The following is a 24497-nucleotide window of genomic DNA, read 5'->3' as shown; positions in this document are numbered from 1 at the left end:
TGGCCCGGCGCGAAGCCGGGCCACCCATGGCAGATAGGACTGCTGAGCTGGGGCTTTGCAGGCTCAACCGCACTCGGGGCAGCGCCCGACATGGCCACTGAGGGCCCGGGCCATCCGCTGCTTCGCCGATGCAGCCTGCTTCGCGCTGGACTTCGCCGCCGGACTGCCCTCGTACCGCTTGGAGTGGGCGAGCATGAAGCCGATCTCCCGCTCGTACTGCGTACGGATGGTGGTGAAGTAGTGGCAGGTCTTCATCGGGCATTGCTCCTTGTCGTCGTGGTGTCGATGCTCCGCAGCTCCTGGAGGACGAGGCTCAGCCGGTCGTTCCGGCCACCCTTCAGTCCCTCGCGGCGGAGGATCTCCCGAAGCTGGACTCGGGTGATGGCCGGGTTGCCGTCCCGTTCGAGCAGGGCGGGGACGTGAGGGAGGACCTGCTGGACGAGCTGGTCCACCGGCTGCTCCGACTCGCGCGACGGGCGCTGTGCCTGAGGGGTGCGGCGGCTTCCGCGCTGCCCCTTGCCCTTGGCCCTGGTCTTCGAGCTGGTCTTCCGCCGGAGGGGGACCTTGTGTCCCCGGTCCCCGGTGGGTTCGGTCCCCGTGTCGGTGTCGGTGTCGGTCGGTCCCCGGTCCCCGGTGGGTTCGGTCCCCGTGTCGGTGTCGGTGTCGGTGTCGGTCGGTCCCCGGTCCCCGGTGGGTTCGGTCCCCGACTCGGCGCCCCTCGGTCCCCGATGCGAATCATGCGCCTGAGCAGGCACTTCGGCAGCAGGGCCGTCGGTCCCCGCGCCGCCGGCGGTCCCCTCGTCGGGGTCCGGTTCGACGGGGACGGTCCCCGGGACGGTGCTCACGTCTGGCGTCTCGGTCCCCGTGTCATCGCCCTCGGTCCCCGCGACTGCTGGTGTGTTGAAGTCCCAGTTTTCGGGGACCGGTCCCCGTGGGGAGCCCGGTCCCCGGTCCCCGTCCTCCGACTCGCCGGGACCGTGGGGACCGGCTACGGGGACCGGTGCTTCCGAGGTCTCCTGCGCGGGGACCGTGGCAGCCGCGGTGGTGGTAAGCCCCGGGGACCAGGGAGAGGGGAGCGGGACCGTGGCGAGGGCGACCGCATGCCGGCGGGCGGCGAGCTGGTCGAGCAGCTGCGTGCGCTGGAGGGGGTCGGTGCCGACCGAGGCCCTGGCGACCGCCTTCGACAGCCGTCGGGCGAGCCGCCGGCCTCGCCAGCCCTCCCGCCGCTCTGGAGTGCGCTCGGCGAGGCGGGCGGCCAGGTCGACCGCGCGGGCGGTGGCCCGGTCCCGGGTGATCTGCGCGGCGTCGCGGTCGCGGGCGGCGATGCCGAGGCGGGACAGCAGCCGTTCGCGCGCCTCCCGTCCGAGGACGGCGAGCAGGCCGTGGGAGGCGGCGCCAGGGGTGCGAAGCCGCAGCTCGATTCCCATGGCGAGGTGCCACAGCATCGCCGCCATGACCGGGCCGACGAAGGCCCGGACGGTGCCACCGACGGGACCGCTCTCGGCATAGGCGGGGATCACCTGTACTCCGGTGATCACCCACACCAGCGTCCCGGGCAGGCCAGGTGCGCCCTGCGTGGCCAGGTTCTGCCGCGCCATCAGCGCGGTCGCGAAGAGCGCCAGTTCGGCGGCGGCGAACATCCCGGCACGCTCGGCGGTGCCGGCCATGTCGAGGTAGTCGGCCGCGAAGCGCCACGACGTGTCGGCGCTGTAGGCGGTGCAGCCGAGGGCAGCGAGGGCGGCGACCTTGACCGCCGGACCGCCGACGCGCTTCTGCGGGTGGGCTCCCCGGCGCCGGATCGTCCAGGCGACCAGCACCAGGGCGAAGGCGGCGGGGACGCCGGCGACGAGGAGGAGAGGGAGGTCCGGAGCGGCACCCAGGGACAGGACGGGGTGGGTCATGCGGCCTTTCCAAAAGAGGCGGGCGTCACGGTCGACGCTGCCTGGCGGGACACCGGCTGGCGGGTGCCGGGCTTGGTGGTCGCGGGGCGGCCCGCTGCTGGAGCGGTCTTCTGCCGCTTCTTCTTGGGCCGGGGCACACCCTGGCGGCGGTCGCGGTCGAGCACCTTGTTGGCCGCCTGCCGGAGCAGGTCACGGGCGTGCTTGGGGCTGATCTGCAGGCCGGCGGCGAGCCGGGCGGGCCGCCAGCCCCGGACGTAGGCGTGGTCGACGACGACCTGGCGCTCGGCCTCGGTCAGGTGGACGTTGCGTCCCTGGAAGAACGCGGTCACGCGCCGGTAGTCGAGGCGCTGGGGCAGTCCGTCGTGCCACGGGCGGCGCTCGGCCTCGGTGAGCCCGCCCCAGATGCCCTCTTTGAGGACGTTCTCCAGTGCGTAGTTGAGGCAGTCGCTGCGCACCGGGCACCAGCCGCACAGCTCCTTCGCCTCGGCGATGGCTTCGTGGTCCCGGGGGAGAGGGAAGAAGACGGCGTCGGCGTCCTCGACATCCATGCCGTGGCACGCTCCGCGGGTGTGCCAGCTGGTGTCTGCGATGCCGCGCAGACCGGTGGCCGGCGAGTCGTGGGTGGTGATGTGGCGCAAGGGGTTCTCCGATGTGCTGCCGCGTCGGCAGGCCAGGGCGGTGCTCGGCGGGCGCGGCGTCGGGTGCCGGCTGCGGCGCGGGAGCGTGCGCCGCAGCCGAGGCGAGACGGTGGTGGTCGGTGGTGCACCGAGCGGGGTGCACCAGCCATGGACGCCGGTCAGACCATGGCCGGCTGCTGGGCCTGCTGGGCGGTGGCGAGGTCGAGGCGGCCGGGGTGCGGCGTGGCACGCGGCGCTGTTCCGCGTACCCCGTCGTCGGGACCGATCCGGCGTCGGCGGCACGGCTCACCGGGCTGGGCCAGGCACCAGCCGCAGCGGACGCCGAGCGGGTCGGGCTGGCCCTGCGCGACGGCGACCTCGCGTGCTGCCCGGGCGGGCCGGTAGGGCGCGAGGGCGGCTCGGGCTGCGGGCGGTATGCAGGAGCCGATCTCCCGCAGTCGGGCCTCCAGCTTCGGATCGACCCCGCGACCGCTGGTGATCGCCCGAGCCTGTGCGGGCTGCGCGAGGCCGGCGGCGACAGCGCGGCGGGCGCCGGCCAGCTCGGCGGTCCAGGCGGCCTGGTCGTCCGGATCGACGGACGGTGTGGGGTCGGAGTGCCTCGCCAGGCGGTCGCGCCGGTAGCTCTCCCAGGGACGGGCCACGTCCGCGGGAAGGATCTGGTACGGCGAGGTGCGGATGTGCTGGCGGGCGGCGACGCGGGCGTCCCAGCCGTGCGGGGTGGCCATCGGCACGTCGCCGAGCAGCTCGTGCCACTGGGCGAGCTGGTCGCGGGCCTCACCCGGGTCGGTGCGGATGGTGCGGGGGTCGAGCCGGCCGATGTAGGCCAGCAGGGCGGCGATTTCGCGGCGGTCCACGGTCAGCCCTCCGTTCCGGTCGGCTCGTCGAGGGCGGCGAGAAGGGCGGCGGTGTGGGCCTCGGCCCGCGTCATACCGCCGGGGGCGGCGGAGGCTCCACCCTGCACGGCGTAGAGGTTCGGGCGGCTGGGGGCGTGCTCCCGGGCGATCCAGGAGCGCCAGTCGGTGGCCCAGGCATCCGCCGGCCTCGGCTTGAAGGCCGCCCGGTGAGCACGCCACTTCGTGTCGGCCGCCCGCAGGCCCTCCTGGCCGAGCCGGTCGAGGTGTCCCTGCTCGCGGGCCCAGGAGTGGGTGGCGGGGTCGACCTGCCACTCGCTGGCCGAGATGACGGCAGCACCACTGCTGTACCTACGGTTCAAATCAGGTTCACTACGGTTCTGTGTGCCGGTTTCCGGTACACCGCTGTGCCGGTTTCCGGTACGTCGGGGTGCCGGTTTCCGCCGGGGCCTGCCGGTTTCCGGTACTGCCGGAATCCGGTCCCTCGCGGGGGATTCCGGTACCTCACGCGGCCGGATTCCGTACCGCCGCAGGACCGAGACCCGGAGGGCGGGGGCGGCCTCGTGCTCGCCCGCCGGCGCCTGGTCGGCGTCCTCGTCCTGCGCGGTCTCTGCCGCGGCCTGGGCGGCGAGGGGGAGGCGGTAGACCGTGCTGCGCTGCGGGCCCGTGAGGTCGTCGAGCTGCTCCAGCTCACCGGCATGCACCAGGCGGTCGATGGCCTCGCGCACCGTGGAGACGGAAGCGCGCGTGCGCTTGGCCAGGCTGGACAGCGAGGCCCAGGAGACGCACTGCTCGTCGGCCACCCGGTCGGCTATCGACAGCAGGACCAGGCGCGCGGTCCCCCGGCTGGAACTGTGCTCCCAGACCCACTCGCGGGCTTCGCTGCTCATCGGCCGCTCCCGGCGACGGGGCGGAGCCGGTGGTTCGCCGGGGCAGGGGAGGCGGGCTCCGTCGCGGTGCGTGAACGCGCCGGGGCGGAGGTGGCTGCCGCGCAGGCCAGGCGGAAGGGCCTTTTACGCAGGGCAGGAGGCATGCGATACTCCTCGTTGCAGTGTTGCCATGCTGACGCGCCCCTCGGAAGGACTCAGCGTGGTGATGGTGGGCAATCCCCGCCCTTGCCGGGGCGGACATGCCACTTAGCGTTCGGCGTCTGGGAGTTCCCGCTCCCGGGCGCCGTCGCTGTATGCAGACCTACACGGTCTGGTCGGTGCGTATCTCGCTCCTCACGATCGCGGTGCCGGGCGGGCTGCCCGGAGGACGACGAACATACGCAGGGACCCGCGTCAAGATCCAGACTTGGTTCTTAAACTCTGTAGAACTTGTTGCCCCATCAGGTGCAGGCGCCGAAGGCGCAGCCTGCACTGCAGAGAGATCGTTTCCTGGCGGGGCGGCGACGACGCCCGTCATTCGCCCTGGGGAGTGGCCTCTCCCGGACTCCGCCACCTTTTGCCTGGGATTAGCGCCCTGACGGGTCGCGCGGTGGGCGCTGTCCGGTGTGCGGGCCGCCACAAATTGCGCCACGTGCAATTTAGCGGAAGTGATGCGGCTCACTGTGAGAGTTGTTTCCTGTCCGTAGGGCTCTAAGAATTGAGGTGGAATTTATGCCTGCCAGGCCCTGCGCGTCAAGGGTGGTTTAATGTCTCCGGAATTTGCGCGTGGCGCAATTCATTCAAATTGCGCGTGGCGCAATTTCGTCGAATGATCTTGAAGTGCTGAGAGGCGAGAAAGTGCGAGCTGTCACTATGTCCAGCCACGGCGGCCCGGAGGTCCTCCGGCTCACGGAGGTCCCTGAACCAGAGCCGACGGCCGGACACCACAGGGTCGAGGTCCTCCAGGCGGGGGTGAACTACGCGGACCTGCATGTGCGAGAAGGGGACTACCTGGCCGGTGTCACGCTCCCGTACGTCCCTGGCAACGAAGTGATGGGCTACAGCGACGGGCGGCGGGTGGTGGCCCTGACGCGCGGCGGCGGATATGCGCAGGTGGCCTTGGCTCACCGCCGCTCCACGATCCCGGTCCCGGACGACATCGACGACGCCACGGCGATCTCGTTGACCCTCCAGGGCAACTCGGCCTGGCACCTGCTGCACACCGTGCTGCGCATCACCCCGGGGGAGACTGTGATCGTGCCCGCAGCCGCCGGCGGCGTTGGGTCCCTAGCAGTGCAGCTCGCCAAGCGGGCCGGAGCCCGCGTTGTGGCCCTGGTCGGCACGGACTCCAAGCGAGCTCTGGCCCTCGGCCTTGGGGCAGATGCCGTCGTCGACAGCACCTCGACAAGCCTGGCCGTAGACCTGAAGGAGGCGACCCGTGGCGCAGCCGCCGCGGCGCTGGAGATGACAGGCGGCGACACCCTCCATTCGACCTTGGAAGCCCTGGCGCCCATGGGCCGGATGGCGGTCTACGGAAGCGTCAGCGGCATCGAGACCACCATCACCACCCGCGACCTCATGGCTACCGGCAAGACGGTCAGCGGATTCTGGCTCCCCCTGCTGTTCGGGCATCGGACCGCGCTGCGCGACTCCATGACCGACCTCTTCCAGGCCGTACGGCACGGGGAACTCGCCGTCCCGGCGCCCACCGTGTACCCGCTGAGCGAAGCGGCTCGCGCGCACGAGGACATGGCGGCCCGCCGAACCACCGGCAAGGTCGTCCTCGACCCCGCTGCCTGACTCGGCTCGGTATCCGGCGCGGCTCGGACCCCGGTGCTCCGCCCCCACGAGGGGAGGGGTGAGGCTCGAGGTCGAGCTCGCTGCCGTCAACCGACCGGCTCGTCCAGCTGCTCGCGCAGGTCACGCAGAACCACCAGGCGCTCCGACAGCTCGGCGATCATCGTGTCCAGCTCACTGCCGGCCTCTCCTGCGGAGGCCGGCAGTGTCGTGCGCAGAAGCTGCTGGTACTCGCGCACCACGCCCCGCCGGGACGACTGCGGCACGAGACGGCTGAGCGTCGCCTCCACGGAGAGCGAATTCACGCGCCACCCGCCACCGTCCTGCCGATACGCCCACACCACGGTCCGGTCCTGCGGGTTGAGCGTGAGACGGCACCCAGGGCCAGCCAGAGCGCTCAGCTCCGGCAGGTCGATCGCCCCGTTGCCCGCGAGCGCTGCCGCGTCCTCCGGAGAATCAGCCCACCCAGCCTGCGCCCAAGAGGCGTCCCCGATCCCCTCGGAGCCCCCGGCCCCACCCGCTGACAGCGCATTCGGCTGCTGCACGGATCCGGGCTGGAGTTCGTGCTCGCTGCCGAGCCAGGTGATCACCACCGCCCGCAGGTCCGGGTGGCCTGCCGGGAAGAGGAGGTGCGAGACGACCTCGACCTCCTGGAAGTCAAACCGTGGCAGGCGCATGCGGAATCGGTTGCCGTCGCGATGGGCGACCACATGGGGGCTTTCGTCCCACAGTCGACGGCAGTCTGGGTCCTCGTAGATCTCGCGCAGCAGGGAGGTCATGAAGCGGTCGGCCTTATGGCGCGCCAGGAACATGCGGATCATGGCCAGGTACACACGGGCATGATCTTCCCAGCCCACGTACTGCTTGCGGGCGTCCGGGTGCAGCAGGGCCCAGCGCATCAGGTTGGCGTCCGGCTCGACGACCCAGGGGTACCAGTCCGCCATCGCCCGGTTATAAGCGATCATGGACCAGCGGGCGTCGGTTACATAGGCGGGGTGGGGCATCTGCTGGTCCAGCAAGAACTGCAGGGTGCGTAGCTCCGGAGGCTCGCCCTTCGGCCTGGCCCGACCGATCAGAGCACCGCCCGGGGTGTAGTACAGAAGCGTCTGACGCTCGTCCGGCCCCAGATGGAGCCGCTCGACCAGCTTCTCGACCGCGTCATGGGGAAGGCGGGGAACCGCGCCCCGTTCCAGCTGCCCGTACCACTTCTCGGACATGCCGATGGCGTGCGCCACCTCTGCCTGAGGGATCGCGCGTCCACGTCCCTCCCTCAGCCCCGCAGCGAGGCGCCAGGCCCGGAGCAGACCGGCCAGCCCCATCAGCTCTTCCGGGCCGAGTTCTCCCTCGTCGCTTTCTCCGAGACTCATGCGGCACCAGCTCCCATCACGTGCCGCCAGCTTGAGGCAGCCCGAAGGAGGCGACAACTCGAGTCCCGCCGGCAGGGGCGCGAGGCCCCTCTCCTGCAGAGTCCTCAGAAGCCCAGCCCGGACCGGTAGTCGTGTTCCGGTAGCCGTGTTCCGGTACTCCAGTTCCGATTCCGCCCTGAGAACGTGTGCGAGCCGGGGACGGAGACGGCTTTCCGTCCCTGAACTTACACGTCGGGCACCAATCATCCCGCTATTAGTTCTGGATTCAACATGGCATCTGAGCGCCCCAAGGGGAGCAGCCACGCAGAGCGAGTGATCCGGGTCATACAGGCATTCGCCGAGCTCCCCGGAGACACGCATTCGCTGAAAGCCATTTCCGAGCACACGGAATTGGATCCTGCGGTGGTTCACCGCATTCTCGCAGCCCAGGTGGCCGCCAAATGGGTCGAGCGCGTAGGCCGCGGCAAGTACCGGCTCGGCAGTCACGCGGCCCGCGCCGGGATGCAGGCGATGGCCGGCATGTATGACGGCCTGGACCAGCACGAGATCCTCGTCGACCTGCAAGCGGACTGCGGCGGCCTCGTCCTCTTCTACAGCCTCGCCTCCGTCGGCGCGCGCCGCGTCTGCACCGACTACGCGATCGGCAACTACTGCCCGGACGACTTCGGCATGACCGCGTACGACATCTTCACTGCCGGCTGCTCCCTGCGCACCGGCGCCTCCGGACGCACCCTGCTCGCCTACGTCCCCGAGAGCCTTCGGGAGATCGCGCTCGCCGAACCCATCCCCGAGACCGCCGGCCCGGGCGCACTCGGCAACGACGACCTCCTCGCGACCCTCGACGGAATCCGCGTGCTGGGCTACGCCGTCGGACGCCAGGAGTGCCTGCCCGGTTGGGACTCGGTCGCGGCCCCGGCCCTGTGGGGCGACACGGCACTCGGCGTTGTCCTGCTCCTCAAACCCCTGGGTGATATCCCGAACGACATTACCGATTACATCGACCAGGTCCTGGGAGCCGCCCAGCTCATCAGCCTGGCGGCCACCCAGGGTGGCCGGAACCCCCAGCTAGTCGCCTGACCATGAGAAAGCGCAGCCGCACCGTGCCCTTCTTCACCCACGTCCAGACCGCAGACGAAGCCCAGGCCCTGATAGCAGATCTCGCAGGCACGGGCCTGCACCGTCTCGACGCGCTCGGACGTCACCTCGGCCCCGTTCGACTCGGCCTCGATCCAGAACACAAGGAGATCTGGTGGGCTGTGCCCGACCGTGAGGCATGGGCTGTGGAGTCGACGACACCAGGCCGGTTCCTCGACCTCATCAGTGAGCGTGCTGATCCAGCCTGGGCTGATGAACCCCTCGCGCGTGCCGATTACCAGCGCATCCTCGACACGCTCATCCCGTCTGTAGGAACACGGCATGCGGGGCGGCTCGGCGCCAGGCAGAACGGCTGAGGACGCCGCCGCCTTGGCGGCTACGCGTCACCCCCAGGGCCTCCTCCCTGTTGGCGGCGCAGCACCCCCTGGGCTGGGTTCGCCATGCTGGCCGCCTCGGCCGGAATGCCAGCCTCTTCGTGGCCCACCGCTCCCTGGATGTCAGTCTTCGTCGGTGGCTGCCTGTTCCTCGACCTTGGCATCCTCTACCACCCGCTCGATTTCCGTGTCGACTCGACGCAGCTCGTCGACCACCAGACCCCACGCCCGCCCGTGCAGCTCTTCTGGCACCTCGTCCTGGATGAACTGCGACAACCGGCTTATCTGCATCTCGGCGTCGTACTCGCTCGCGATCGTCGGCGAGGTCGCCACGGCCCACACCAACCGGCCGACCGCCGCGCCCCCCCGGCCGATACCGCCGAGCACCGCCCCGAAATCCGGCACTGTCCCCTCCTCCACCTTCAGCAGTCTGTCGATTCTGACTGTGCGGGCCAGCGCCGTCCCAACCGTCCCAGGCAGATGGTGACGGACGCACGGCATGAAGGCCACTCAGCAGCCTGCGGATTCCTGCTCTGTGGCCTCCTCCAGACCTTGGCAGGTAGGAGCGCTACCAGGAGATGGGGTCGGCGAGTTCGATGACGGGCTGGCGACCGGCCTGGGGAATGCCGAGGAGGGCGCGGGCCTAGTGGACCGCCTGGAACTGCTCGGCTGTGGGCGGCGCCCAATCGAAGAGTTCCAGGGCCTGCTTCGGGGTGGCCAGGATCTGGACGTAGGTGGGACCGATGGCTGGATCGACAGGGGTGGGGCCGAGGCTCGTGGGGTGGCGGTGTAGCGGACGCGCGCACAGGGTTCGTCGGGGGCACAGGTACCCGAGATACCGGGTGCCGGCGAGCTCGGCCGCGGCCTCCTTACGGGCTTCACGGATCAACGTTGTCTCGGGGTCTGCGTGATCCGTGGGTTCCGGTGTGCCGCGGGGCAGCCAGGCCGCGCCGTTGTTGGGGTCGAGGAGGGCGAGGACACGCCCGTCCGGGACGAAGCCCACGCCCAGGACTGGCGAACCGTGGGGCCGTCGGGGACGTCTGCTCCTTCAAGGCGCTGGGAGGAGCGAGAGACGTATCGACCAGCGACCTGAGGTCACTTCAGGTCAAGCAGCATCCGAGCCTCCTCGGCGCAGCCCCACGAGAGCGTGACGCCAGCACCCCCGTGCCCATAGTTGTGTACGACGACGGTGCCATCCTTCCGACGCTCGGCCTCCACGCGGACTGCGGAGCGGGTCGGGCGGGCGCCGATCCGGTGTTCCAGGACGCGGGCCTCAGCAAGGCGGGGTTCGACCTCGGCGCAGCGGGCCCGGATGTTGGCCGCCGCCGTGTCGTCGGGGGCGAGGCTGCCTTCGCCGTCGATAGCCGTACCGCCCAGGACGACCGTGTCGCCATGAGGGTAGAAGCACAGCAGGTCCGGAGAGAGGCCGGTGTCCTCAGAGAAGAACTCGGTCAGCCCCGGGTTGGTGACAACGACGTGCTGGCCGTGGATGGGCCGAAGGTCATGGTCCGGGACCAGTTCCTGGGCACCCAAGCCCGTGCAGTTGACGATCACGGGAGCAGGCGCGGCGTCCGTGAGCGAGGCCAGACGCCGCCGTTCGACCGTTCCTCCAGCGGCGTCGAGCCGGCGCAGGAGGTAGCCGAGGTAGGTGGACATGTCGATCAGCGGCACAGTGAATCGGTAGCCGGCGGTGAACCCTGCCGGCAGTTCGGCCGGCTCGCACGGTCGGAAGCCGGGCAGAGTGGTGGCCCAGTCCGGCGGGGCTTCGGCCGTGCGGGATGCCTCGATGCCGCTGGTGAGCCGGACGCCTGTGGCCGGGTCCTCGGCCAGCTCGCGGAAGATCTCCAGGGATCGCTGTCCCCACTGGTCGACCTTGTCCTTTGGCTCGACCAGGTATGGCCCCCACATCGCCCCGGCCGCCAGGGAGGTGACGCCCGGCACCTGCTCAGCGATCACGTGCACCGAAGTTCCGGCCTCGGCGAGAACGACGGCGGTGGTGAGTCCCGCCACCCCTGCCCCGACAACGACAACGCGCTCCCCTGCGGTCATGATCCTGACCCTAACGGCCAGGTGGCGTCGACGGGGCGTGTTCGGGGAGGGCGTGCTCCAGGGTTGGCAGGAAGCTGCGCACGTGGGCGTTGCGCTGTCGGCGGCGCAGGTCTGCGGCGAGCTGATGGAGCAGGGCCGCGCTGCGTGGCGAGCGCACGACGTCGAGGCGGTCAGCGACGATCTGGCCGATCTGGCAAGCGGCCTCCAGGTCACCATGAGCGCTGTGGCCCAGGGCCAGCCAGGCCCCTTCGGACATGGCCCTGCGTTGGCTGGGGTCGCCGCGCGGGACGTCGTACGCCCCAGAACGCAGCATCTCCGCTCCCTGGGCGAGGAAGCGCCGTCCCCTCGTGCCACCGTCCGCCTTCAGCCGGGCGCGCCCCATCTGGATGAGGCCATAACCGGCCTGACAGTCCAGGTGGTTGTCGGTGAGGAAGTACATCCAGCGAGGCTCCTCCTGGTCGCCGTCCCGGCTGGCGATCAGGTTACGGGCGGCCCCGCGGATGTGGGCGAAGTCGTTGTCGCGGCCGGCGGTGGCGTACGCGTACGCGAGCCGGGAAAGGACGGATGCCCGTACGACCGGCGGCGCGGCGTCGCTGGCGCGGCGGGCGGCCTCGCAGAGGATGTGGGCACACAGGGGCAGGTCGTTGACCTGGTGTGCTGCCCGCAGCGCCGTGGCGAAGTAGCGCTGTGCCAGACCATGGTCGGCAGCGTCGAAGGCCATCCAGCCGGCCAGCTGGCCGATCTCCGCGAGCGCGCGGATGAGGCGGCTCGCGACGTCGGGAGCATGACCGCCCTCGCGGATCAGCAGGCCGACCGCACGGAACTGGGCGTCTACGTAAGGGAGATGACGTGCTCCACCGTGCTCGTCGTCGAGCGCGGAGAGTAGGGGCAGGTGCTGTTCGACCTGGTGCACGAGCGGATCGGCGCCTGCGGACGGCATGATCCTGGGCGCGTACTGTCCGCGCCCCGCAGTGCCGTCGAGGTACTGGGCGACGATCGCGAGGAGCCCCGCGCCCGAGATCGCGAGGAACCGGCGTCGGTCAACGAGCCCTCCCATCACCCAGTCCTCCACGATCGCCTCCATGCCCTGCACGGTCCAGGGCCGCGCGAGATCCGTGTCGGCCGGAACGAGCGCCGAGGAGTCACCCACGCGGCCCTGCCAGAGTTCGGCCACCGAGACAGGTCTACCCAGTTCCTGGGGCGACGAGGGGCGCGCCGCCCCCAGTGATGGCGCCGATCTTGAGTCGCTGCTGGCGACGCTTACGCGCAGCCGATACCCGTCGCCTCCGTGCCGTCGCCATGGCCCTCCCCCTGGTTCAGCACAGCAGGATCAAGGAGGCGGCCCCGAACCGTAAGGGCGCCGATCAGCCATTGGCTGATGTCGTCCGCTCGGCCTGCTGGAGGGCGGGGGAGTGACCTGCCAGTGCCGCATGTGCCGAAATCAGCAGGGGTCCGGGAGCGCGCACACCCGTACCGCCCGATGAGAGTCGGGACGGTACCGGTGCGGGGATGCCTGTCAGGCGTCCGGGGCACCGCCGAAGCGCTCACGGTAGGACTCCAGGTCCTCCTCCGTGATCTTCGCGAAGAGCACCGGCGGCACCGTGAACGCGGTGCCGGCCGGGACGGTGTCCAGGGACTTGGCCTGCTCCGCGGTCACCCAGGTCGCGGTGTCGTTCTCCAGGGCGAAGGCGCCGCGCATGGCGGCCGACGAAGTGGGGATGAACGGCTCGGAGACGACCGCGTACAGGTGGATCAGGTTCATCGCGGTACGGAGGGTCAGCGCGGCGCCGTCGGCGTCGGTCTTGATCTCCAGCCAGGGGGCCTTCTCCTCCAGGTAGGAGTTGCCGGCGGACCACAGAGCGCGCAGGGCGGCGGCGGCCTTGCGGAACTGGAGGGCCTCCATCTGCTCCTCGTACTCGCCGAGCAGCCGTGCGATCTCCTCGCCCAGCTTCGCCTCCGCTTCGCCGGCGGCGTGCCCGGCGGGGACCTCGTCGCCGAACCGCTTGCGGGAGAACGACAGCACGCGGTTGACGAAGTTGCCGAGGGTGTCCGCCAGGTCCTTGTTCACCGTGGCGGTGAAGTGCTCCCACGTGAAGGAGGAGTCGTCCGACTCGGGGGCGTTGGCGATCAGGAAGTAGCGCCAGTAGTCGCTGGGCAGGATCTCCAGGGCCGCGTCGGTGAAGACGCCGCGCTTCTGGGAGGTGGAGAACTTGCCGCCGTAGAACGTCAGCCAGTTGAAGCCCTTGACGACGTCGACCTTCTTCCAGGGCTCGCGCACGCCGAGCTCGGTGGCCGGGAACATCACCGTGTGGAAGGGGACGTTGTCCTTGGCCATGAACTGCGTGTACCGGACGGTGTCGTCGGCCTCGTACCACCACGACTTCCAGTCACGGGCCTCGCCGTCGGAGGCGGCGTCCGCCCACTCCTTCGTCGCGCCGATGTACTCGATCGGAGCGTCGAACCAGACGTAGAAGACCTTGCCCTCGGCCGCGAGCTCCGGCCAGGTGTCGGCCGGCACCGGGACGCCCCAGTCCAGGTCACGGGTGATGGCGCGGTCGTTCAGGCCCTCGGTCAGCCATTTGCGGGCGATGGACGTGGACAGGTGCGGCCATTCCGCGCTGACGCCGGCGATCCACTCCTCGACCTCGGGCTGGAGCTTGGACTGCAGCAGGAAGAGGTGCTTGGTCTCGCGGACCTCCAGATCCGTGGAACCGCTGATCGCCGAACGCGGCTCGATCAGGTCGGTCGGGTCGAGGACACGCGTGCAGTTCTCGCACTGGTCGCCGCGGGCCTTGTCGTACCCGCAGTGCGGGCAGGTGCCCTCCACGTACCGGTCCGGCAGGAAGCGCCCGTCGACCGGCGAGTACACCTGCCGGATCGCCCGCTCCTCGATGAAACCGTTCTCGTGCAGCTTCCTCGCGAAGTGCTGGGTGATCTCGACGTTCTGCTGCGAGGAGCTGCGCCCGAAGTAGTCGAAGGCCAGCTCGAAACCGTCGTACACGGCCTTCTGCGCGTCGTGCGCCTGCGCGCAGAACTCGGCGACCGTCAGCCCGGCCTCCTTCGCGGCCAGCTCGGCCGGCGTGCCGTGCTCGTCGGTGGCGCAGATGTAGAGGACGTCGTGACCGCGCTGGCGGAGGTACCGGGAGTACACGTCCGCCGGAAGCATCGACCCGACCATGTTGCCCAGGTGCTTGATCCCGTTGATGTAGGGAAGCGCGCTGGTTACCAGGTGTCGAGCCATCCTTGGATGCTCCATTTCGTACGTACGGCGCCGGTGGCGCTGCCACGGCGGGCCCAGGTCGGAGGCCGCAAACGACGCGGACCAGGCAGGTCGCGAGGGAGCGTCACCAACACGCGGTGACGGATTGGGAATGCAGCCACCGCCATCGTATCGAGGGCGCTGGATTCCCTTCGCGGTGATTTCGGCGCTGGCTTGGACGGCCGAAAGTGCTCGGCCGTCCGGGACAGGCGGCCAAGCGAGTCCCGTACGGCCGAGGCATCCCTCATTCTAGGGCCGGGGGCTACCGCGGAGTCGTTGCTGAAGGACCGATGTAGTCGGTGTGAGCCCACACCGTGGCCGACGAAAGGGGAGTGCTGTGAACCTGTTGCCAACCGCTACGAGTACCGATGTCGAGGAGCGGCAGCCGTGTGTCGCTGTCCTGCCGATCGGTTCCTTCGAGCAGCATGGCCAGTACCTCCCGCTGATCACCGACACAGCGATCGCCTGCATCGTTGGTCAGGAGATTGCCAGTGCCTACCCGGTGCACCTGCTTCCACCGATCACGATCTCGTGCAGCCACGAGCACGCGGCGTTCCCGGGCCCGGTCAGCATCAGCGCCAGGACCCTGTTCGCGATGATCGACGACATCCGGGCATCCCTCGCGCGCTCCGGAATCGACAAGCTCGTGATCATCAACGGCCACGGCGGGAACTACGTCCTGTCCAACGTGGTTCAGGAGGCGAATGTCGACGGCCCGACGACATCCCTGTTCCCGCTGGGGCCCGACTGGTCTCGCGCCCGGGAGTGCGGCGGACTGGTGTCAGACCGGCACGGAGACATGCACGCCGGCGAGATCGAGACCTCGATCCTGCTGCATGCCGCTCCCGACCTTGTCCGTGACGGGTTCGCCGACGCAGACCACGATGGCGGTGATCGCCTGTTCCTGCTCGTCCGGGGGATGAGCGAGTACACGAAATCAGGGGTCATCGGCTTTCCGTCGCATGCCACGGCGGATAAGGGGAAGGCCGTTCTGGACAGCCTGCGATCGAGCTTCGCGCAGCACCTTGAAGCGCTGGGTGAGTGGACCTGATCGCGCTGGAGTCTGCCGTACGCAACCTTGGCGGTCGGGGCGTGACCGAACGTTCCTCCCACGAGTTCCGCCCCTGCCGTGCCAACCGACAAGCCGTGCTTCCACCGGCCTGCTCGAGGTCGCCCCAGACTGCAAGTGCAGAGCCGTACCGGATCTCCTTCAACCGACACCGCCGCCGATGAGCGTTCCAACGGGGGCGGTGTCGGCCGACTTCTGCGCTACGAGGAGGTCAAGCCTCGCTGAATGGCGATCTCCACGGGGGAAGGACCATCCTCCCCCGCAATCTGAATCGGCTGTGCCGGGTGCAGCGGCGGCTGGCCGAGGAACCGCGGAACCGACCCTCGGTGTGGCTGCGTCGCGGGCACCAAGAACGGATGGCGCAGGAACACGTCCCCCGCCCGACCGGTAGCCAGTACTTGAGGGGGTCCGGAGGTCGCCTCGAGAGGTCCCGTGGCCGCCAGGTCGTCACTGCTCAGTAGTCAGGTGTTCCTTCCTAGGCGGCAGGATCGCGGAAGAATTGGCTGGGGCGGCCCGACCAGGTGATCGACAGCTGCTCGCGGGCGCGCGTGGCGGAGACGAAGAGCAGGGACTGCTCGCGGCGGAGGTCTGCGGCGTACTGGAGGCGGTCCTCGGTCTCTGGGGTGACAGCGCTGGGCAGCGGCATGTGCTGGGCGCCGGCTCCGACGATGGCGACAGCGCGGTACTCGAGCCCCTTGATGCGGTGCATCGTCATGACGTGGACGCCTTCGTCGGGGTCGGGGACGCGGTAGTCCTCGACCTTCACTGCCGCTAGCGTGGCGTCACGCAGTGCCTGAACAGCGCTGTCGGCGATCGCGTGGGTTCGGGCTACTACCGCGATCTCGTGGGGCTTGATCCCTTCCTGCTGCCAGATGTCTACGCGTTTGGCCAGCGCTGTCATCTCTTCGGAGGGGGTGCGATAGCCGGTGGTTTCAGGTCTGGCCCCCGCCAGGACGGAGCGGTATCCGCGGAGCTGTTCCGGGTTTCCGTCGAGGTCGTCAAAATTGGAGTCGCCGAGCAGGTTCAGGGAGGCGGCGAGGATTTGCCGAGTGGTGCGGTAGTTGAGGGTCAGCCGCTTGGAACGGCCACGGATCTTGATGCCGTGGGCACTCAGGGACGTCCGGTTGTCGTAAATCCGCTGGTGTGCGTCGCCGACGATGAACAGGTCGTCGTCGCCGTCGGGGACCAGCGCGCGCAGCAGCTTCCAGTGGGCGGCGTGCAGGTCCTGCGCCTCGTCCACGACGATGTGACGGTACGGTCGCTCTTCGTCGGACCAGCCGGAGGCGATCCGGGCTGCCTGAACGGCGAGCTGGGTGACGCCGGCGGCCTTTTCACGGTCGAGTCTGCGCTCGAATTCCTCGACGAGGGACCAGACCTCGGCGCGTTCGGGGCGGTTGAGGCGTCGTCCGCGCCCGGCGCGGCTGGCGGCGAAGTACTCGTCGCGGCTGCGGATGTCCTGGGCCAGCACCACCTGCTTCCACTCGGCATCGAGGAAGCGGCCGTCGAAGCGGGGCGTCTGCTGCTCCTGGGAGAGTTCGATCCACCGGTTGAGGATCTCGCCGTCCTTGAGTCTGCTGGGCGCTTCCGCGCCGAAGGTCTCCTTCACGGTGCCGTAGGCGACCTTGTCGATGTTCCGTACGTCGACCTTGGCGAGCAGCTGAGCGCCGCCGAGGTCCTTGAGCATGGACTTGAGCAGGTTGGCGAGGTTGGTGGTGAAGGTGGTGAGCAGGATGGCCTGGCCGGCGGGCAGACGTTCGGCTAGGGCCTTGACGCGGTGCAGGGCCACGACCGTCTTGCCTGTTCCGGGGCCTCCGGTGACGCGGACGGAGCCCTTGTAAGGGGTCTTGCGCTCAGCCAGCGCCCGCTGTGCCGGGTGCAGGAAGATCCGCCAGGCGGACAGGGGCTCGGTGAGGATCCGCCCGAACTCGGCGAAGTCGCCGGTGACCACGAAGGCTTCCTTGGTGGCGGGGCGTTCGATCGCGGCCTCGTAGTCCTGGGTGTCGACTTCGTCGTCGGTGGCCGCGAGCGAGCTGACCTGCTCCCAGACCTCTTCGACGGACATGCCGTCGGCGAGGCACAGGATCACGTCGCGAGCCAGCTTGGGCAGGGTCTCGACGATGCCGAGGACCGCGTCCTCGCTGCGGATCTCGCGGAGCGCCGGAACGATAGAGGTGTGAACGCCCAGTCGTTCGAAGTCAGCGTCGGAGACGCCGGCGAACAGCGACGGGGTGTCGGGTGCGATGTCGGCGGCCTTCGGCTGTCCGCTGAGCGTGCCATAGAGGCTGCCGAGGTTGATCAGCTCGATGCCGCCGGTGACCTTGTTGATGTCGAAGAGGATGTTCGCGGCGAAGTCGTAGGCGTCGTCGTGAGGCAGCACAGCGACCAGGTAGTAGATGCGGTCGGCGTAGTGCATGAGCACGGCCCGGTAGTTGTCGGTGACGCGTGCGGTGCGGACCCTCTTGTCCTTGGCGCCCTTCGGCGGCTTCAGGTTGAGGCCGTTGGAGTCCGGGTCGCGCTGCATCTTCATGATGAACTGCAGCACCTGCGGCTGGACGGAGCCGTCCAGCGCGTCGTAGGACCTCCCGAAGACGTCCGCCATGATCACCTTGGCGCCGGACATCAGTTCCCCTCCAACTTCTTGATGAGCTCAGTTACATTCACGGCGCCGGCTCTCGCGACATACCATCCGTCGCGCGCGAAGAGGGCGTCTCGCCGCTCGTCCAGGTCGAGGAAGACGGCGACCTTCTCCTCGGGCCAGGCGAGTTCGGCCTGGATCGCCTGGTCTCCGTACTCGAAGCCGATTTCCGGGACGTCGATGCGTCCATTGCGGGCTTCCTTGACGAGAGCGCGCAGGACGTCCTCGACCTGGGACGAGGCCCATTCGATCGCTTCGGTCCATGCCTGGGGCAACGCCTGCTGGGCCCCTGCCTCCGTGGGCAGAGCACTGGTCAACAGAGCCACGGTGTGCGGATCGACCTGGTCACTGGTGGATACCGCGACCTGGTGGAAGGAACGGGGGAGTTCGTCGCCGCCGGAGGGCTGCAGGAACTGCAGCAGGTTCGACCAGCGCAGCCAGTCCGTCCAGCGGTCCTTGTGCTCGCTGTCTGCGATGGCTTCGGCTCGGTCGTCGAGCACAGCCAGTGCGGACCATGCCCGCATGTCCGGTTGCTTGCTGCGCGGCTCGGGGCGGCGGTCCAGCAGGCCGATGATCCGCGTCTGGCCTGTGGTGCGTGCATCGAACGCGACGGCCTCTGCGGCCGAGGCCGAGGCCGGCAGGTTCGCGCCGCGCAGTACGTCGTGAAGCACCCGTCCGGTCACTTCGCGGTCCACCGGCTGCGGGCGCGCCGCTGCTCCGAAGCCGCCCAGCAGGCCGGCCGACCGTCGAGCCCACTTGGCGCGATCGGGGTCGGCGAGGAACTCCAGCAGGGTCTCGACCGGGTTGCGAAGCACGGGGTCCAGGGTGTCGTCGGGGCGGGCCTGGCCAACCAGGCTCTGGTGGATCTGCCGGGCGAGCTGGAGTGCAGTATCCGTGTGAAGGGGCCGGGCATGGGCACGAACCTGCTGGCCTTCCGCCGCGCCGCTGACTCCCGCTGCCCACGTCATGACGTCGTCCCAGGTCAGCTGCCAGACCAGCACCCCGTCCGCTCGGAGGGCCGCCCGCTTGGCAGCGTCGTCGGCGATGCGGTTGACCGTCTCGCTCGCGTGGAAGGCGAAGCCGTCGAGGAAGACCGCGACCCGTTCCGCTGGGCCGTCGGTGCGCTCCAAGAGGAAGTCGGGTTCGCTGGGCACCGCGGTGTTCATCCGTACGTGGTCCCGCATGCGCCAGCGCGTGGCCGCATCACCGCGGGTGAAACGGAGTTCGTGCTCCACTCCGCCCTGGCCGGCCTTGGCAGCGACCGATCCGTCCTCCTCGTCCCTTCGGCCCCAGGTGATGAGGGTGCGAACGAACCGGTCCTCCAGCTCGCTGTCGACGAGCTGGTCGATGCGGACGCCGGAGAGAGTGTCGACGGCTTCGACCGCCCAGTCCTTGAGGATCTCGTCCAGGAGTTCCTTCGCGATGCGCAGCGAGACGTGCGGATGTTCGCTGCTGGATACGAAGGGAAGCAGGCAGCGGTGGCAGGGCGTGCGCTGCTCCTCCTTCTGGCAGGGGCAGTCCCGTAGCGCTGTCTGCGCGAGGGTCAGGACGCGGTGCAGCACCGCGGCGTCCGCCAAGTGCTCCAGGTAGCCGGTGCCGCCGGGCATCGAGTCGTGCAGGACGAGGAACCGTCGTCGCAGTTCCTGGCTGTCGCCGGGCATGCTGTCGGTGACCACACGGATGTGGTCGGGAGCGCCGCCGAAGTGCTTGGTGATGCCCAGGAGCAGGGCCGCCTTGAAGGAGATGAGGCGGTCGGCGAGGTCCATCGTGGAGACGGGCAGCAGGATGCGCAGCGCCTGGGTGGTGAGCTCGTGGGCGAGCAGCAGCTTCTCCGTCGGCTCGTGGGCGACGCCGTCGTCGCGGTGTGAGCACCAGTACGCGTGCCGGGTGCCGATCCGCTGGGCCGAGGGGTCCCATGCCTGCGGGTGGGTGCCGCGCACACCTCCGCATTCCAGGCACGTCTCGAAGCCGGAGACCTGGACGTCTTCTCCGCGGATCGCGTGGGTCGACCCGGGTGCGGCTGAGGGTCCGAGGTTGATCGAGCGGATCGTCGCCACGCGGGCGAACTCGACGCCGAAGGGCAGGCCGCTGCCAGAGCGGCGCCACGCCCTCAGCCCTTGCGGCTGGTCCTTGTCGATGTCGACGAGCGTGACCACGTCGAACTGTTTCCGCTCGCGTTCGTCCCGCTCGTCGGTCAGCCGGGCGTCTTCGCGTCGCTCGCGGGCGAGGACCCGCTCGGGCACCAGCACCTTGTGTACGGCCCCCGGGTCGGCGATCTGCGGTGCCTTGCAGCGCGGGCAGGCGGTGATGTCGAGCCCGGTTTCCTCGGTGGCCACGAAGCCGCATTCGGGGCAGAACCGCCACAGGGCGTACGCGTTCTCGCCGCCGCCGACACCGGTGCCGAGGTCTACGGTGCTGACGATGAACTTGTAGCCGTCGCTGTGGAAGATGTTGCCGGGGGCAAGTTCGGTCAGCGCGAGCCGGGAGCCGCGGCCGTAGTCGGTCGAGCTCTCGTCGAATTCCCCGTCGCTGTCCTTCCACCACAAGGTGGCGTCCAGGACGGTCGCTTCGTCGTGGAGGGTGTAGTTGGGCAGCAGGCCCAGCCGCACCAAGGCGTTGATCGAGTTCTCCGAGACGAGGGCATCCCGGCGCTTGCGTACGGTCCGCTGCTCGGCGAAGAGCTGGCGCCGCTGCTTGTCGCGTTCGGGATCACCGGAAGCGGTCGACAGCGCGTCGAAGGCCCGGCCGATCTGCCGCATCCTCGAGCGCAGGGCAGCCACTCGCTTGTTCCACGCACTGGCCGCGGCTCCGACGGCTTCCTCTAGGCCCTGGGCGGCGAAGTGCTGGACGCCCTGGGCCGCGGCCGGGGTCATCGCGGGGAACAGAGCGATGAACGCGTCGGACAGCTGGGCATGGCGGGTGCCCGCGACGTCGAGGAAGCGCCTGAACCAGCCGTCCTCGGCCAGGCCATGTCCGAAGAGCTCCCCGATGCGCGGAGGCATGGGGCGTTCGGGGATCGCCGTGCCTTCCCACAGGCTGCGGTCCGCGGCGCGGTCGAAGAGGAAAGCCAGGTACTGGCGGCGCAGGATCTCCGAGGCGTCCAGGTAGCAGTCCGGCGGGATGATCCGGCCCGCCAGCATCTGCTCCGGAGCGTGCAGGTAGTAGTGGCTTCGGGCGCCTCGCGGTACGAAAGTGACGGTGAGCGAGTTGCCGGTGCTGCGGCCCGCCCGGCCGATCCGCTGCGCATAGTTGGCAGGTGCAGGCGGCATGGAGGCGAGAAGGACGGCAGACAAGTCGCCAATGTCGATACCGAGCTCAAGGGTGGGCGTGCAGGTGAGAACGTTCGGGTCGAAGGCCGAGGCCCGGTTCTTGAAGGCAGCTTCAACATGCTCACGCCGCTCGCGGCTGAGCGCGCCGGTGTGTTCAGCGGTCAGTACGTCGCCTGGACGGTCGATGGTGTACAGGTGCCGGTAGTAGTCGGCGGTGTAGTCGCGGTCGTCCTCTACGAAGTGGCCCGAGCAGTGGAACCGCAGGCACGAGGTGCCCATCCAGTCCTGGCGGCGGCTCGGTGGCACGGTCTGCCGCCAGGTGCAGGTGTCGCAGCGCACCCCGCACGCGTTCACGCCGTCTTCCCCACCTGGTGCGGCAGCGTCGTCGATGCGGTGTATGAGGACGTTGCGGGGCTTGAGCGCGTAGACGAGCGCGCCGCCTTCGGCGTGGTAGGTGGCCAGGATGTCGTGCTGGGCGAGCAGCTTCATGGCGAGCTCGGCCACCGCTCGTGCCTCACGCCGGTCGCAGCCCAGCGAACGGTGCCCCCAGTCCGCGAACCAGGTGTTGTCGCGGGTCAGGGAGTCGAAGCCGGTGGTCCCGGTGCTGCCCGATACCGGAAACGCAGGGGCGGCGAGGCCCCTGGGGAAGGCAGGCATGCCAGTGGGGCGGCCTCCCCAGACCGGCCAGCGCCTTGCGCCGGCCTGCCGGATGTACTCCTGCAGCCAGGGGTGATACAGAGCCCCGCGCAGGCGGAGTCGCTCGGCCAACCCGCGCAGGAATACTGCGTACGCCCCGTCATCTGGAGGCAGTGAAATCTGTCCCGGCAGGCGCTGATGCCGCTCCCGCAGTTCGGCGCAGAGCGCGGGCAGATCCTTGAGGTCGACCTCCGCGGCAGCGGTTCGGGTCAGCTCCAGTGTGCGGCCCAGACGGGAGCGCAGACCGAACTCCATGAGGGTCTGGAAGACCATACGGCTCTGCAGCATGTCCGCGCCGGCATCACTGAAGTCCTCTGTTTCGTCGAGGAGGGTGAGGATGTCCGGGTTCTCTCGCAGGTCGGGCGGGACGATAGAGGCGAGTTCGCTGCGCTTGCCCGCGCCTGCGGCCGTCACGACAGCCTCGGCGGCGTCAGCGGCGAGATCATGTACAGCGACAGGCTGGCCTGTGGTGAGGTGATTGGTAAGCAGACCGCGGAAGGTGAAGCCGAAACTGCGGTTGGCGATGAACGCGGCGCGGTGGGTGGCGTCCTGCACCGAGTCGGTGAACACGAGCAGCTTCCGCTCGTCGCCGGCGAGTCCCCGGTCAGAGAAGAGCTGTGTGGTGGTGACCGAGGCGAGAGTGGCGGTGCCGGCACCGAGGAAGCGCATGCCGTCGTCGAGACCACACGAGGGGCACTCCTCGTCAGGGGCTGCGGGCAACGGCCCGTGGGGTGTGATGACCGCGACGGTGTCCTCGGTCGGGTTGGTCGTCAGCCGCTCGTTCTCGGCGTGCAGGTGCAGTACGGGGTACTCGTCCGGGCGAGCCCGGAGCATCCAGCGCACGGCCCGCTTCTTCTGCGCCGAAGCCTTGTAGATCTCCAGGGTGTTCGTCTTGAGCTGCTGCCACTCCAGTTCCGTGGACAACGCAGCCCAGCCGGACCGCCCGCAATGACGGCAGTACACGGCAGGAAGATGCCGCCGGTAGGGCGGCCCTACAGGGCGACGCGACGCATCGGTCCGCTCTCCGCCCTCCCCGGCGCTGTCGACCTCCGTCGGCTGATAGATGGCGAGGTTGGCAGGGTTCGGCCGGGAGTCCCCGGTCGGCCCATCATCGTCGTACCAACGGAAGTGGGGCTCGGCGGTCGCCGCACGGATGACGCGGCGGACCTCACGCACCCAAAGCTGGGCCTCAACCCGTAGGAAAGGGCCAAGCTTCCCCGTCACCGGGTGCAGGGTGCGGGCGTGCGAGATCAGTGCGAGGATCCGCGCGAAGGCGAGCTCGACAAGCCGAGGGTCGCTGCGCGCTGCCTCATCCCAGGCCGGCCCGCCACCGCGCTGGGCGAACTCGCGGGCGATGTCGGGGATGGCGACCGGGCTGCTCCCGGCGACGTCGAGGATCGCCTTGACCAGGATGTGCTGCTTGAGCTTGGTGCCGATCTGAACCGGATCACTGAGGGGCTGGCCGAGCATGAGCCGGGCCAGGTCCAATAGCGCCGACTCGTCGTCCAGGGGGTCGGGCAGCGCCGCCAGAGCCGCAGGGGCCGGCGAGGGGAGCAGGAAGTCGGGGTCGGTGACGACCTCTCCGGGCAGCAGCCGGTTCTCGCCGATGAGCGCGGCGTCGGGAAACGGTGTCCCGAAGACCTTCTCCGCGAACTCACGCAGCAGCTCCCGATCGGACCTCTCAGGCCCGTCGAGGGCCAGGGACGAGGAGCCGCTGGGCATTCCCCCGCCGAGCGTCGCCGACGTCGCCACGGGCGTGATGTCGCCGAGAGGGCGTCCCTCGCGGGCTGCCCCGGTGGCTGCGCCGAGGCGGCGCAACAACATCGCCACGTCGGTGCCCTGGGCGCCGTCGTAGGTGTGGAACTCGTCGAGGACGACGAAGGCCAGGGAGTCTGATTTCCAGAGCGGGGCATCCGGAACGCGCTGGAGCAGGAGATCCAGCATCTTGTAGTTGGTGAGCAGGATGTCCGGCGGGTCAGCACGGATCGCGTCCCGATCGGTGATCAGGTGCTTGATGGTGGGATCGCCGGCGAGGCACGTCGCACCAGTGTCGCGGCCGTACAAGCCGGGCTCGTTCTCGTCTTCGTCCGATGCCGAGCGCGGGCCGGAGGCACCGCCGATGTAGATGCCGGCCGTGACGTCCTTCAGCGCCGCCTCGGTACCGAGGAAGTCATCAATGCGGCGAGCCTGGTCATCGGCCAGGGCGTTCATCGGGTACAGCAGCAGGGCCTTGACACCCCGCTGTCCCGCGGCACGGGCACGAGCGCAGTGGTCCAGGATCGGTACGAGGAACGACTCGGTCTTACCGGATCCGGTGCCGGTGGTGACGATGGTCGGTTCCGGCTGACGCCCAGCCTTCGAGGACAGCCGCTGCCAGGCCGCGGCCTGGTGCGTGTACGGCGTGAAGTCCTTCGGGCACCAGTCGAGTGCGGACTCCCAGCCTGAGCCTGCCTCCCGGAAGGGGGTGCGCACACGCAGATATGGCCCCCGGAACAGCCGGCTCTCCGGCCGCTCCAGGAACGCGTCGAGTTCGTCGCGCACATCGTCATCGGCCAGTGCAAAGCTCGTCGTCAGGTAGGTAGCGAGGGCACGGCGAAGGTCCGCGGCGACCAGAGAGGGCAGCATGAC

Annotated in this window: 17 protein-coding genes; 4 read left to right on the top strand and 13 right to left on the bottom strand. The window is 69.4% G+C overall.

All coding sequences use genetic code 11. The features are described from left to right. Positions 1-63: 63 nt before the first annotated feature. From ACN6LM_RS01645 to ACN6LM_RS01625, 5 genes are all read right to left on the bottom strand, one after another. Positions 64-255, bottom strand: a complete 192-nt coding sequence (locus ACN6LM_RS01645; RefSeq protein ID WP_190044128.1) for a hypothetical protein — start codon at positions 253-255, stop codon at positions 64-66. Further along, positions 252-1901: a hypothetical protein gene (locus tag ACN6LM_RS01640; RefSeq protein ID WP_445063447.1), complete on the bottom strand. Its 1650-nt coding sequence runs from the start codon at positions 1899-1901 to the stop codon at positions 252-254. The genes ACN6LM_RS01645 and ACN6LM_RS01640 overlap by 4 nt, the downstream gene beginning before the upstream one ends. Continuing rightward, the gene (locus tag ACN6LM_RS01635) at positions 1898-2539 is read right to left on the bottom strand and encodes a WhiB family transcriptional regulator (RefSeq protein ID WP_445063446.1); all 642 of its coding nucleotides are present in this window, start codon (positions 2537-2539) and stop codon (positions 1898-1900) included. The genes ACN6LM_RS01640 and ACN6LM_RS01635 overlap by 4 nt, the downstream gene beginning before the upstream one ends. Positions 2540-2697: 158 nt before the next feature. Continuing rightward, on the bottom strand, positions 2698-3393 hold the full coding sequence (locus ACN6LM_RS01630; RefSeq protein ID WP_445063445.1) for a zinc finger domain-containing protein: 696 nt from the start codon (positions 3391-3393) through the stop codon (positions 2698-2700). Positions 3394-3395: 2 nt separating this feature from the next. Next, complete coding sequence (locus ACN6LM_RS01625) at positions 3396-4280, bottom strand: helix-turn-helix domain-containing protein (RefSeq protein ID WP_445063444.1); 885 nt, start codon at positions 4278-4280, stop codon at positions 3396-3398. Between the two features lie 837 nt (positions 4281-5117). Here ACN6LM_RS01625 and ACN6LM_RS01620 point away from each other — a divergent pair. After that, entirely contained in the window at positions 5118-6059 is a 942-nt protein-coding gene (locus tag ACN6LM_RS01620; RefSeq protein ID WP_445063443.1) for a quinone oxidoreductase family protein, read from the top strand. An 86-nt stretch (positions 6060-6145) separates the two neighbouring features. Here ACN6LM_RS01620 and ACN6LM_RS01615 read toward each other — a convergent pair whose 3' ends face one another. Next, a complete protein-coding gene (locus ACN6LM_RS01615) occupies positions 6146-7423 on the bottom strand; it encodes a helix-turn-helix transcriptional regulator (RefSeq protein ID WP_445063442.1) in 1278 nt (425 codons plus the stop codon). Positions 7424-7693: 270 nt separating this feature from the next. Between ACN6LM_RS01615 and ACN6LM_RS01610 the strand changes: the two genes are divergently transcribed. Together ACN6LM_RS01610 and ACN6LM_RS01605 are read left to right on the top strand one after the other, a co-directional pair. Continuing rightward, on the top strand, positions 7694-8500 hold the full coding sequence (locus ACN6LM_RS01610; protein ID WP_445063441.1) for a helix-turn-helix domain-containing protein: 807 nt from the start codon (positions 7694-7696) through the stop codon (positions 8498-8500). 2 nt (positions 8501-8502) lie between these two features. Beyond that, positions 8503-8874: a hypothetical protein gene (locus ACN6LM_RS01605; protein ID WP_445063440.1), complete on the top strand. Its 372-nt coding sequence runs from the start codon at positions 8503-8505 to the stop codon at positions 8872-8874. Positions 8875-9015: 141 nt separating this feature from the next. Here ACN6LM_RS01605 and ACN6LM_RS01600 read toward each other — a convergent pair whose 3' ends face one another. The 5 genes from ACN6LM_RS01600 to metG form a co-directional block, all read right to left on the bottom strand. Further along, complete coding sequence (locus ACN6LM_RS01600) at positions 9016-9312, bottom strand: hypothetical protein (protein WP_445063439.1); 297 nt, start codon at positions 9310-9312, stop codon at positions 9016-9018. A 223-nt stretch (positions 9313-9535) separates the two neighbouring features. Next, positions 9536-9895: a hypothetical protein gene (locus tag ACN6LM_RS01595; RefSeq protein WP_445063438.1), complete on the bottom strand. Its 360-nt coding sequence runs from the start codon at positions 9893-9895 to the stop codon at positions 9536-9538. 92 nt (positions 9896-9987) lie between these two features. Further along, positions 9988-10941 (bottom strand): FAD-dependent oxidoreductase, encoded by a 954-nt coding sequence (locus ACN6LM_RS01590; RefSeq protein WP_445063437.1) that lies wholly within the window; start codon positions 10939-10941, stop codon positions 9988-9990. A 10-nt stretch (positions 10942-10951) separates the two neighbouring features. Beyond that, the gene (locus ACN6LM_RS01585) at positions 10952-12166 is read right to left on the bottom strand and encodes a transcriptional regulator (protein WP_445063520.1); all 1215 of its coding nucleotides are present in this window, start codon (positions 12164-12166) and stop codon (positions 10952-10954) included. 291 nt (positions 12167-12457) lie between these two features. Further along, positions 12458-14182, bottom strand: a complete 1725-nt coding sequence (gene metG / locus ACN6LM_RS01580) for a methionine--tRNA ligase (RefSeq protein ID WP_445063436.1) — start codon at positions 14180-14182, stop codon at positions 12458-12460. A gap of 355 nt (positions 14183-14537) precedes the next feature. Here metG and ACN6LM_RS01575 point away from each other — a divergent pair, with 355 nt between their 5' ends. Beyond that, a complete protein-coding gene (locus tag ACN6LM_RS01575; RefSeq protein WP_445063435.1) occupies positions 14538-15251 on the top strand; it encodes a creatininase family protein in 714 nt (237 codons plus the stop codon). Positions 15252-15744: 493 nt separating this feature from the next. On the opposite strand, the gene ACN6LM_RS01570 is transcribed toward ACN6LM_RS01575, so the two are convergent. Beyond that, entirely contained in the window at positions 15745-17889 is a 2145-nt protein-coding gene (locus tag ACN6LM_RS01570) for a UvrD-helicase domain-containing protein (protein ID WP_445063434.1), read from the bottom strand. Next, the gene (locus tag ACN6LM_RS01565) at positions 17889-24494 is read right to left on the bottom strand and encodes a DEAD/DEAH box helicase (RefSeq protein WP_445063433.1); all 6606 of its coding nucleotides are present in this window, start codon (positions 24492-24494) and stop codon (positions 17889-17891) included. The genes ACN6LM_RS01570 and ACN6LM_RS01565 overlap by 1 nt, the downstream gene beginning before the upstream one ends. Positions 24495-24497 lie beyond the last annotated feature (3 nt).

It is taken from the genome of Streptomyces sp. SAS_281 (assembly GCF_052542855.1).
The sequence above is the reverse complement of the archived record's forward strand: the minus strand, read 5'-3'. Positions and strand labels throughout refer to the sequence as shown.

Bases quoted from the DNA above. Each gene is read 5' to 3' on its own strand.
- metG (WP_445063436.1), bottom strand. From the start codon at position 14,182: ATGGCTCGACACCTGGTAACCAGCGCGCTTCCCTACATCAACGGGATC.
- ACN6LM_RS01625 (WP_445063444.1), bottom strand. From the start codon at position 4,280: ATGAGCAGCGAAGCCCGCGAGTGGGTCTGGGAGCACAGTTCCAGCCGG.
- ACN6LM_RS01570 (WP_445063434.1), bottom strand. From the start codon at position 17,889: ATGTCCGGCGCCAAGGTGATCATGGCGGACGTCTTCGGGAGGTCCTAC.
- ACN6LM_RS01590 (WP_445063437.1), bottom strand. From the start codon at position 10,941: ATGACCGCAGGGGAGCGCGTTGTCGTTGTCGGGGCAGGGGTGGCGGGA.
- ACN6LM_RS01640 (WP_445063447.1), bottom strand. From the start codon at position 1,901: ATGACCCACCCCGTCCTGTCCCTGGGTGCCGCTCCGGACCTCCCTCTC.
- ACN6LM_RS01605 (WP_445063440.1), top strand. From the start codon at position 8,503: ATGAGAAAGCGCAGCCGCACCGTGCCCTTCTTCACCCACGTCCAGACC.
- ACN6LM_RS01645 (WP_190044128.1), bottom strand. From the start codon at position 255: ATGAAGACCTGCCACTACTTCACCACCATCCGTACGCAGTACGAGCGG.
- ACN6LM_RS01610 (WP_445063441.1), top strand. From the start codon at position 7,694: ATGGCATCTGAGCGCCCCAAGGGGAGCAGCCACGCAGAGCGAGTGATC.
- ACN6LM_RS01615 (WP_445063442.1), bottom strand. From the start codon at position 7,423: ATGAGTCTCGGAGAAAGCGACGAGGGAGAACTCGGCCCGGAAGAGCTG.
- ACN6LM_RS01565 (WP_445063433.1), bottom strand. From the start codon at position 24,494: ATGCTGCCCTCTCTGGTCGCCGCGGACCTTCGCCGTGCCCTCGCTACC.